The sequence below is a fragment of the Kocuria sp. 2SI genome (assembly GCF_005502825.1).
Lineage (GTDB): Bacteria > Actinomycetota > Actinomycetes > Actinomycetales > Micrococcaceae > Kocuria > Kocuria palustris.
Window position 1 is genome coordinate 1 of the sequence record NZ_SCNB01000039.1, and the last position, 8,902, is coordinate 8,902.

The 8,902-nt window shown below is 68.8% G+C and carries 10 protein-coding genes; 5 read left to right on the forward strand and 5 right to left on the reverse strand.

The window, feature by feature from the left end; translation table 11 throughout:
* Positions 1 to 104 precede the first annotated feature (104 nt).
* Together FFS25_RS13005 and FFS25_RS13010 are read right to left on the reverse strand one after the other, a co-directional pair.
* Positions 105 to 455, reverse strand: a complete 351-nt coding sequence (locus FFS25_RS13005; RefSeq protein WP_249933909.1) for a GIY-YIG nuclease family protein — start codon at positions 453 to 455, stop codon at positions 105 to 107.
* Positions 442 to 762, reverse strand: a complete 321-nt coding sequence (locus tag FFS25_RS13010; RefSeq protein ID WP_024289562.1) for a nucleotide pyrophosphohydrolase — start codon at positions 760 to 762, stop codon at positions 442 to 444. The genes FFS25_RS13005 and FFS25_RS13010 overlap by 14 nt, the downstream gene beginning before the upstream one ends.
* 148 nt (positions 763 to 910) lie before the next feature.
* Here FFS25_RS13010 and FFS25_RS13015 point away from each other — a divergent pair, with 148 nt between their 5' ends.
* Positions 911 to 1,495: a DUF421 domain-containing protein gene (locus FFS25_RS13015; RefSeq protein WP_249933910.1), complete on the forward strand. Its 585-nt coding sequence runs from the start codon at positions 911 to 913 to the stop codon at positions 1,493 to 1,495.
* Positions 1,496 to 1,584: 89 nt separating this feature from the next.
* Here FFS25_RS13015 and FFS25_RS13020 read toward each other — a convergent pair whose 3' ends face one another.
* Together FFS25_RS13020 and FFS25_RS13025 are read right to left on the reverse strand one after the other, a co-directional pair.
* On the reverse strand, positions 1,585 to 3,186 hold the full coding sequence (locus FFS25_RS13020; RefSeq protein WP_137803215.1) for an L-lactate permease: 1,602 nt from the start codon (positions 3,184 to 3,186) through the stop codon (positions 1,585 to 1,587).
* A 152-nt stretch (positions 3,187 to 3,338) separates the two neighbouring features.
* Positions 3,339 to 4,289 (reverse strand): L-lactate dehydrogenase, encoded by a 951-nt coding sequence (locus tag FFS25_RS13025; protein ID WP_137803216.1) that lies wholly within the window; start codon positions 4,287 to 4,289, stop codon positions 3,339 to 3,341.
* A 324-nt stretch (positions 4,290 to 4,613) separates the two neighbouring features.
* Here FFS25_RS13025 and FFS25_RS13030 point away from each other — a divergent pair, with 324 nt between their 5' ends.
* A complete protein-coding gene (locus tag FFS25_RS13030) occupies positions 4,614 to 5,564 on the forward strand; it encodes an L-lactate dehydrogenase (RefSeq protein ID WP_024289564.1) in 951 nt (316 codons plus the stop codon).
* Positions 5,565 to 5,716: 152 nt separating this feature from the next.
* Positions 5,717 to 7,318: an L-lactate permease gene (locus tag FFS25_RS13035; RefSeq protein WP_137803215.1), complete on the forward strand. Its 1,602-nt coding sequence runs from the start codon at positions 5,717 to 5,719 to the stop codon at positions 7,316 to 7,318.
* Positions 7,319 to 7,407: 89 nt separating this feature from the next.
* Here the strand turns inward: FFS25_RS13035 and FFS25_RS13040 are convergent, their stop codons facing one another.
* On the reverse strand, positions 7,408 to 7,992 hold the full coding sequence (locus FFS25_RS13040) for a DUF421 domain-containing protein (RefSeq protein ID WP_249933910.1): 585 nt from the start codon (positions 7,990 to 7,992) through the stop codon (positions 7,408 to 7,410).
* Between the two features lie 148 nt (positions 7,993 to 8,140).
* On the opposite strand from FFS25_RS13040, the gene FFS25_RS13045 reads away from it, so the two are divergent.
* Positions 8,141 to 8,461, forward strand: coding sequence for a nucleotide pyrophosphohydrolase (locus FFS25_RS13045; RefSeq protein WP_024289562.1), 321 nt, complete (start codon positions 8,141 to 8,143; stop codon positions 8,459 to 8,461).
* Positions 8,448 to 8,798 (forward strand): GIY-YIG nuclease family protein, encoded by a 351-nt coding sequence (locus FFS25_RS13050; protein ID WP_249933909.1) that lies wholly within the window; start codon positions 8,448 to 8,450, stop codon positions 8,796 to 8,798. Before FFS25_RS13045 ends, FFS25_RS13050 begins: the two co-directional genes overlap by 14 nt.
* The last annotated feature ends 104 nt before the right edge of the window (positions 8,799 to 8,902 follow it).

The window sequence follows — 8,902 nt, forward strand, 5'->3', positions numbered from 1 at the left end:
TCCACCGCCCGGCGACGGAACTCGTCGGTGTAGTTCTTCCTTGCCATCCTTGGATTCTCGCTTCCCCAGCATCGTGCTGGATTCCGCGTGTCCAAGATCAGGGGTTAAGCCCCGATCCCGATATTGCGATTGACGACGTGGAAGCTGCCGTCGCCCTGGAAGAGGCGGATCAGCGTGGACTCGAGATCCAGGCACACGGACTTGTTGAACATCTCGCTGAGCACCAGTCGCAGGGTGCGCATGCCCTGCTTGGCCTCGGAGGCCTGGTGCTGGCGCATCCTGGAGACGCCGTGCAGGGATTCGCCGACGTAGACCCGGCGGGCGTCGTCCAGCAGATAGACGATCGGCCAGTCCCGGAACATCTCCATCTCCAGGCCGCCGCGATCGATGGCCTGGGCGGTGAACGGCATCCGCTCGATCGTGAACGGAACGACGGAGCCCTCAGAGCCGGTCATGCTTGGTGCTCCTGCCGCGGGCCTTCTCGACCGGGTACTTCTGCTCGGTCACGGCCAGCTTCTGCCGCATGATCTCGTGCGGATCGACCCCCAGGCGATCGGCCAGCAGATACGCGTACGTCAGGACGTCGGCGAGCTCGGACTCCACCTCGGCCTGGTCCGCCTGGCCGGACCACTGGAAGCACTCGAGCAGCTCGGCGGCCTCGATGCTGATGGACTTGGCCAGGTTCTCGTGGGAGTGGAACTGCGCCCAGTCGCGCTCGCGGACGAATTCCCGCAGCTGCGGCATCACGTCATCGGCAGGCATGCGGTCAACGTAGCAAACCCCCGCCGAGTGGATCTTCAGTTGCGCTGTTCGCCCGCACAGCGCAACTGGGGATCCACTCGGCGGGGTGAGGAGGGGATGGCGACGGAGGAGCGACGACGGTCGCACGCCATCGGCCAAGATGGAGGGCATGACACCACCGGGCGGCTGGACGCAGGCATTGATCGAGCATCTGGGGATCGAGCTGTGGCGCATCCCCGTGGTCGTGGCCTCGGCGATCGGGATCTACCTGGCCTTCCTGCTGCTGGTCCGCGTGTTCGGCGTGCGGGTGCTCTCGGGCTGGACGGGGTTCGACGCCGTCGTGCTGATCATGCTCGGATCGGTGGCGGGACGCGTGATCATCGGCCACCCGCCCACGCTGGCGGCTGGTGCGATCGGGCTGCTCACGCTGCTGCTGCTGGAGGCGGCCTTCGGCGCGGTGCAGCAGGCGGCGGGCGTCCCCGGGCTGCGCACGCGACCCCGGGTGATCATGGCCCATGGCCAGTTCGTGGACTCCGCCCTTCGGCGCACCCACCTCACCCCGCGCGAGGTCTACGGCGTGCTGCGCCATCGCGGGATCTCGCACCAGGACCAGGTCCAGTGCGTGATCCTGGAGTCCACCGGCGGCCTCAGCGTGATCCGCACGGGCGACCCGATCGGGCCGGGGATGCTCGACGGCGTGATCGGGTCGGAGCTGGTGCTCTCCGAGACGCCTCCCGGACCAGGAGCCCCCTGATCCGCGCCCCACCTCGCCGAGTGGATCCCCAGTTGCGCTGTTCGCCCCGATAGCGCAACTGGGGATCCACTCGGCGGGAGGGGAAGGGGTCAGAGCAGGGCTGCCAGCGCGAAGCTCCACAGGCACATGAACCCCAGCATGCCCAAGCTGTAGCCGATGGAGCCGCGCAGGATCTCGGCCTCGCGCCCGGAGAGCCCCACGGCGCCGGCGGCGATGGCGATCGACTGCGGCGAGACGACCTTGGCCGTGGTGCCGCTGGCGGTGTTGGCGCCGACCAGGGTTGCTGGAGCCGCTCCGATGCCCTCCGCCGTGGCGAACTGCAACGGCCCGAACAGGGTGTTGTTGTTGGTCACCGAGCCGGTGAGGAACACGCCGATCCAGCCGATGATCGGGGCGATCAGCGGGAAGATCGGGCCGACGGCGGCCAGCGCCTGCCCCATGGCCGTGGAGCCGCCGGAGTAGTTGGCCAGGTTGGCCAGCACCAGGATGACGGCGATCAGCGCGATCGCCGGGCCGAGCGAGGTCAGCGTGGTGCGCAGCTCCTCGAAAAGCGCCTTGGCGTCGACCTGCGGGGTGCTCAGGAAGCTCAGGATCACGGCGATCAGGATCGCGGTGCCGGTGGCGCCCAGGATCGAGAACGACCAGGTGGCCTCCACGACCGCACCGGAGGCGGCGATGACCTGGCCGGTGAGCCCCGGCATGGGCACCTGGAAGGTGGTGGCGCTGAGCGCGCCGGTCGAGAACAGCGCCTTCACCGCCGGGACGGACCAGATCAGCATGAGGATCGAGAGGATGTAGAAGGGGCTCCAGGCGACCAGGACGTCGCGGGCCGTCGTCCGGGTGCCGTCCGGCTCCGGGGCGCCCTCCGGACGGGAGATCCGCGACGGCTTCCAGATCCGCGACAGCCCCATGAGGGCCACCATGCCGACCAGTCCGGCCGCCAGGTCGGCGAGCTCGGGACCCACGAACCACAGCAGCCCGCCCTGAACCAGATTGAAGGCCAGCGACACCACGAGCGCTGCGGGCCAGGTCTCGCGCAGGCTGCGCAGCCCGCCGAGCATGAGGACCATGAGGAAGGGGACCAGGAAGGTCAGGGGCTGCAGCAGCAGCACCAGGGCTCGGGACAGCTCGTGGACCTCCAGCCCGGTGATCTGCGCACCCACGAGCACGGGGAGGCCGATGGCCCCGTAGGCGCCGGCGGCCACGTTGCCCACCAGGGACAGGACGGCGGCGCGCACCGGCTTGAAGCCCAGCTGCACGAGCAGCGCTGCGCAGATCGCGATCGGCACGCCGAAGCCGGCCACGCCCTCGAGAAAGCAGCCGAAGGCGAAGGAGATCAGCAGGACCTGGACGCGCTGGTCATCGGAGACGCCGGCGATCGAGGAGCGGATGACGTCGAACCGTCCTGAGCGCACGGTGATCCGGTAGAGCCACACGGCCATGACCACGATGTACGCGATCGGCCACAGGGCCGTGAGCAGCCCCAGCAGTCCCGCGCCGCCGGCGGCGGAGACGGGCATTCCGAACACGGCCACGGAGACGATGACCTGCAGGACGAGCGCGATGATCCCGGATGTCAGCCCGGACAGCTTCAGCGCCATCATGCACAGCAGGAAGACGAGGATGGGCAGGGCGGCCACGATCGCAGACAGGGCGAGGCTGCCCAGGGGGTCGATGTTCTGGGTCCACATGGGAGAGGTCTTCCGGGTTGGAGGGAGGGCGCGATCGAGTGCGGGGGGCGGTGGGCGTCGAACCCCCACCCCCACCCCGCCGAGTGGATACTCAGTTGCGCTGTTCGCTCGGATAGCGCAACTGGGTATCCACTCGGCGACGGGGGTGCGGCTCAGCCGGCGCTGAGGCCGTCGACGACCTCGCGCAGCGTCTCGGCGGAGTACCGCAGCTTGGTCAGCTCGTCGTCGGAGAACGGGGTCTCGCGGATGGGGAAGGCGCCGTCCTCGCCGACGATGCACGGCACCGACAAGGCGACGCCGTCGATCCCCTGGAAGTCGGAGAGCACCGGGGCCACGTTGAGCACGGCGTTCTGCGCCCCGAGCACGGCCTCGACGATGCGCGCGCTCGACAGCCCGATCGCGTAGTTGGTGGCGCCCTTGCCCTGGATGACCTTGTAGGCCGCGCCCCGGACCTCGTCGGTCAGGGCGTCGAGGGATTCGCGGGTGAAGACTTTCTGCCCGTCGCGGGTCCACTCCAGGATCGGCACGGTGCCGATCGAGGCGGTGGACCACAGGGCGAACTCGGAGTCGCCGTGCTCGCCGACGATGTGCGCGTGCACGCTCGTGCGCGACACATCGGCCCGGTCCGCCAGGAGCCACCGCAGTCGGGAGGTATCCAGCGTGGTGCCGGAGGAGAAGACCTGGTTGGCCGGCAGACCGGAGAACTCCTGGGCGACCATGGCCATGGGATCGCACGGGTTGGTGACGATGACGTAGACGGCCTCCGGGGCCACCGACAGCAGCTGCTCCATCAGGGTGCGGGTGATCCGGGCGTTGGTGTCGGCGAGCTCGCGGCGGGACTGCCCCGGCTTCTGCTTGGCGCCGGCGGTGATGACGACGATGTCCGAGTCTCGAGCGACGTCGATATCGCTGCTGCCGACGATGGCGGTTCCGCCGGTGAACTGGCTGCGGTGGGCGAGGTCGAGCACCTCGGCCTCGGTCTTCTCGGCGGCGATGTCGTAGAGGGCGATGTGGCGGGCGGATCCGCGGATCATGGCGGCATAGGCCACGCTCGATCCGACGGCTCCGGCTCCGACGACGGTGAGTTTCGAGTTCCTGTTCATGCCTTCACGCTACGAGGAGGGCATGTCGTTTCGTGTGGGGTTGTCGTGGTTTTCTGTCAGCTGCGCGGAGGGATCATGTCCCGTTCACGTCTCAATCGCGCATGAACCCACACTGCGCCCCGCTCCCACCCGGCCGAGTGGATACCCAATTGCGCTGTTCAGGCTGATAGCGCAACGGGGTATCCACTCGGCCGGGTGGGAGCGGGGCGCAGTGTGGGTTCATGCGCGATTGAGACGTGAACGGGACATGATCCCTCCGCGCAGCTGACAGAAAACCACGACAACCCCACACGAAACGACATGCCCTCCTCGTAGCGTGAAGGCATGAACAGGAACTCGAAACTCACCGTCGTCGGAGCCGGAGCCGTCGGATCGAGCGTGGCCTATGCCGCCATGATCCGCGGATCCGCCCGCCACATCGCCCTCTACGACATCGCCGCCGAGAAGACCGAGGCCGAGGTGCTCGACCTCGCCCACGGCAGCCAGTTCACCGGCGGAACCGACATCGTCGGCAGCAGCGATATCGAGGTCGCTCGCGACTCGGACATCGTCGTCATCACCGCCGGCGCCAAGCAGAAGCCGGGGCAGTCCCGCCGCGAGCTCGCCGACACCAACGCCCGGATCACCCGCACCCTGATGGAGCAGCTGCTGTCGGTGGCCCCGGAGGCCGTCTACGTCATCGTCACCAACCCGTGCGATCCCATGGCCATGGTCGCCCAGGAGTTCTCCGGTCTGCCGGCCAACCAGGTCTTCTCCTCCGGCACCACGCTGGATACCTCCCGACTGCGGTGGCTCCTGGCGGACCGGGCCGATGTGTCGCGCACGAGCGTGCACGCGCACATCGTCGGCGAGCACGGCGACTCCGAGTTCGCCCTGTGGTCCACCGCCTCGATCGGCACCGTGCCGATCCTGGAGTGGACCCGCGACGGGCAGAAAGTCTTCACCCGCGAATCCCTCGACGCCCTGACCGACGAGGTCCGGGGCGCGGCCTACAAGGTCATCCAGGGCAAGGGCGCCACCAACTACGCGATCGGGCTGTCGAGCGCGCGCATCGTCGAGGCCGTGCTCGGGGCGCAGAACGCCGTGCTCAACGTGGCCCCGGTGCTCTCCGACTTCCAGGGGATCGACGGCGTCGCCTTGTCGGTGCCGTGCATCGTCGGCGAGGACGGCGCCTTCCCCATCCGCGAGACCCCGTTCTCCGACGACGAGCTGACCAAGCTGCGGGACTCCGCCGAGACGCTGCGCGAGGTCGTCGACGGCCTCAGCGCCGGCTGAGCCGCACCCCCGTCGCCGAGTGGATACCCAGTTGCGCTATCCGAGCGAACAGCGCAACTGAGTATCCACTCGGCGGGGTGGGGGTGGGGGTTCGACGCCCACCGCCCCCCGCACTCGATCGCGCCCTCCCTCCAACCCGGAAGACCTCTCCCATGTGGACCCAGAACATCGACCCCCTGGGCAGCCTCGCCCTGTCTGCGATCGTGGCCGCCCTGCCCATCCTCGTCTTCCTGCTGTGCATGATGGCGCTGAAGCTGTCCGGGCTGACATCCGGGATCATCGCGCTCGTCCTGCAGGTCATCGTCTCCGTGGCCGTGTTCGGAATGCCCGTCTCCGCCGCCGGCGGCGCGGGACTGCTGGGGCTGCTCACGGCCCTGTGGCCGATCGCGTACATCGTGGTCATGGCCGTGTGGCTCTACCGGATCACCGTGCGCTCAGGACGGTTCGACGTCATCCGCTCCTCGATCGCCGGCGTCTCCGATGACCAGCGCGTCCAGGTCCTGCTGATCTCCTTCGCCTTCGGCTGCTTTCTCGAGGGCGTGGCCGGCTTCGGCGTGCCGATCGCGATCTGCGCAGCGCTGCTCGTGCAGCTGGGCTTCAAGCCGGTGCGCGCCGCCGTCCTGTCCCTGGTGGGCAACGTGGCCGCCGGCGCCTACGGGGCCATCGGCCTCCCCGTGCTCGTGGGTGCGCAGATCACCGGGCTGGAGGTCCACGAGCTGTCCCGAGCCCTGGTGCTGCTGCTGCAGCCCCTGACCTTCCTGGTCCCCTTCCTCATGGTCCTCATGCTCGGCGGGCTGCGCAGCCTGCGCGAGACCTGGCCCGCAGCGCTCGTGGTGTCGCTGGCCTTCAATCTGGTTCAGGGCGGGCTGCTGTGGTTCGTGGGTCCCGAGCTCGCCGACCTGGCGGCCGGACTGGTCGGCATGGTGGCCCTCATGGGGCTGTCGCGGATCTGGAAGCCGTCGCGGATCTCCCGTCCGGAGGGCGCCCCGGAGCCGGACGGCACCCGGACGACGGCCCGCGACGTCCTGGTCGCCTGGAGCCCCTTCTACATCCTCTCGATCCTCATGCTGATCTGGTCCGTCCCGGCGGTGAAGGCGCTGTTCTCGACCGGCGCGCTCAGCGCCACCACCTTCCAGGTGCCCATGCCGGGGCTCACCGGCCAGGTCATCGCCGCCTCCGGTGCGGTCGTGGAGGCCACCTGGTCGTTCTCGATCCTGGGCGCCACCGGCACCGCGATCCTGATCGCCGTGATCCTGAGCTTCCTGAGCACCCCGCAGGTCGACGCCAAGGCGCTTTTCGAGGAGCTGCGCACCACGCTGACCTCGCTCGGCCCGGCGATCGCGCTGATCGCCGTCATCCTGGTGCTGGCCAACCTGGCCAACTACTCCGGCGGCTCCACGGCCATGGGGCAGGCGCTGGCCGCCGTCGGCCCGATCTTCCCGCTGATCGCCCCGATCATCGGCTGGATCGGCGTGTTCCTCACCGGCTCGGTGACCAACAACAACACCCTGTTCGGGCCGTTGCAGTTCGCCACGGCGGAGGGCATCGGAGCGGCTCCAGCAACCCTGGTCGGCGCCAACACCGCCAGCGGCACCACGGCCAAGGTCGTCTCGCCGCAGTCGATCGCCATCGCCGCCGGCGCCGTGGGGCTCTCCGGGCGCGAGGCCGAGATCCTGCGCGGCTCCATCGGCTACAGCTTGGGCATGCTGGGGTTCATGTGCCTGTGGAGCTTCGCGCTGGCAGCCCTGCTCTGACCCCTTCCCCTCCCGCCGAGTGGATCCCCAGTTGCGCTATCGGGGCGAACAGCGCAACTGGGGATCCACTCGGCGAGGTGGGGCGCGGATCAGGGGGCTCCTGGTCCGGGAGGCGTCTCGGAGAGCACCAGCTCCGACCCGATCACGCCGTCGAGCATCCCCGGCCCGATCGGGTCGCCCGTGCGGATCACGCTGAGGCCGCCGGTGGACTCCAGGATCACGCACTGGACCTGGTCCTGGTGCGAGATCCCGCGATGGCGCAGCACGCCGTAGACCTCGCGCGGGGTGAGGTGGGTGCGCCGAAGGGCGGAGTCCACGAACTGGCCATGGGCCATGATCACCCGGGGTCGCGTGCGCAGCCCGGGGACGCCCGCCGCCTGCTGCACCGCGCCGAAGGCCGCCTCCAGCAGCAGCAGCGTGAGCAGCCCGATCGCACCAGCCGCCAGCGTGGGCGGGTGGCCGATGATCACGCGTCCCGCCACCGATCCGAGCATGATCAGCACGACGGCGTCGAACCCCGTCCAGCCCGAGAGCACCCGCACGCCGAACACGCGGACCAGCAGCAGGAAGGCCAGGTAGATCCCGATCGCCGAGGCCACGACCACGGGGATGCGCCACAGCTCGATCCCCAGATGCTCGATCAATGCCTGCGTCCAGCCGCCCGGTGGTGTCATGCCCTCCATCTTGGCCGATGGCGTGCGACCGTCGTCGCTCCTCCGTCGCCATCCCCTCCTCACCCCGCCGAGTGGATCCCCAGTTGCGCTGTGCGGGCGAACAGCGCAACTGAAGATCCACTCGGCGGGGGTTTGCTACGTTGACCGCATGCCTGCCGATGACGTGATGCCGCAGCTGCGGGAATTCGTCCGCGAGCGCGACTGGGCGCAGTTCCACTCCCACGAGAACCTGGCCAAGTCCATCAGCATCGAGGCCGCCGAGCTGCTCGAGTGCTTCCAGTGGTCCGGCCAGGCGGACCAGGCCGAGGTGGAGTCCGAGCTCGCCGACGTCCTGACGTACGCGTATCTGCTGGCCGATCGCCTGGGGGTCGATCCGCACGAGATCATGCGGCAGAAGCTGGCCGTGACCGAGCAGAAGTACCCGGTCGAGAAGGCCCGCGGCAGGAGCACCAAGCATGACCGGCTCTGAGGGCTCCGTCGTTCCGTTCACGATCGAGCGGATGCCGTTCACCGCCCAGGCCATCGATCGCGGCGGCCTGGAGATGGAGATGTTCCGGGACTGGCCGATCGTCTATCTGCTGGACGACGCCCGCCGGGTCTACGTCGGCGAATCCCTGCACGGCGTCTCCAGGATGCGCCAGCACCAGGCCTCCGAGGCCAAGCAGGGCATGCGCACCCTGCGACTGGTGCTCAGCGAGATGTTCAACAAGTCCGTGTGCCTGGATCTCGAGTCCACGCTGATCCGCCTCTTCCAGGGCGACGGCAGCTTCCACGTCGTCAATCGCAATATCGGGATCGGGGCTTAACCCCTGATCTTGGACACGCGGAATCCAGCACGATGCTGGGGAAGCGAGAATCCAAGGATGGCAAGGAAGAACTACACCGACGAGTTCCGTCGCCGGGCGGTGGA

What these genes read in the sequence shown, in the direction of transcription:
- FFS25_RS13005 (WP_249933909.1), bottom strand. Translation starts at nt 455, where the DNA reads ATGACCGGCTCTGAGGGCTCCGTCGTTCCGTTCACGATCGAGCGGATG.
- FFS25_RS13010 (WP_024289562.1), bottom strand. Translation starts at nt 762, where the DNA reads ATGCCTGCCGATGACGTGATGCCGCAGCTGCGGGAATTCGTCCGCGAG.
- FFS25_RS13015 (WP_249933910.1), top strand. Translation starts at nt 911, where the DNA reads ATGACACCACCGGGCGGCTGGACGCAGGCATTGATCGAGCATCTGGGG.
- FFS25_RS13020 (WP_137803215.1), bottom strand. Translation starts at nt 3,186, where the DNA reads ATGTGGACCCAGAACATCGACCCCCTGGGCAGCCTCGCCCTGTCTGCG.
- FFS25_RS13025 (WP_137803216.1), bottom strand. Translation starts at nt 4,289, where the DNA reads ATGAACAGGAACTCGAAACTCACCGTCGTCGGAGCCGGAGCCGTCGGA.
- FFS25_RS13030 (WP_024289564.1), top strand. Translation starts at nt 4,614, where the DNA reads ATGAACAGGAACTCGAAACTCACCGTCGTCGGAGCCGGAGCCGTCGGA.
- FFS25_RS13035 (WP_137803215.1), top strand. Translation starts at nt 5,717, where the DNA reads ATGTGGACCCAGAACATCGACCCCCTGGGCAGCCTCGCCCTGTCTGCG.
- FFS25_RS13040 (WP_249933910.1), bottom strand. Translation starts at nt 7,992, where the DNA reads ATGACACCACCGGGCGGCTGGACGCAGGCATTGATCGAGCATCTGGGG.
- FFS25_RS13045 (WP_024289562.1), top strand. Translation starts at nt 8,141, where the DNA reads ATGCCTGCCGATGACGTGATGCCGCAGCTGCGGGAATTCGTCCGCGAG.
- FFS25_RS13050 (WP_249933909.1), top strand. Translation starts at nt 8,448, where the DNA reads ATGACCGGCTCTGAGGGCTCCGTCGTTCCGTTCACGATCGAGCGGATG.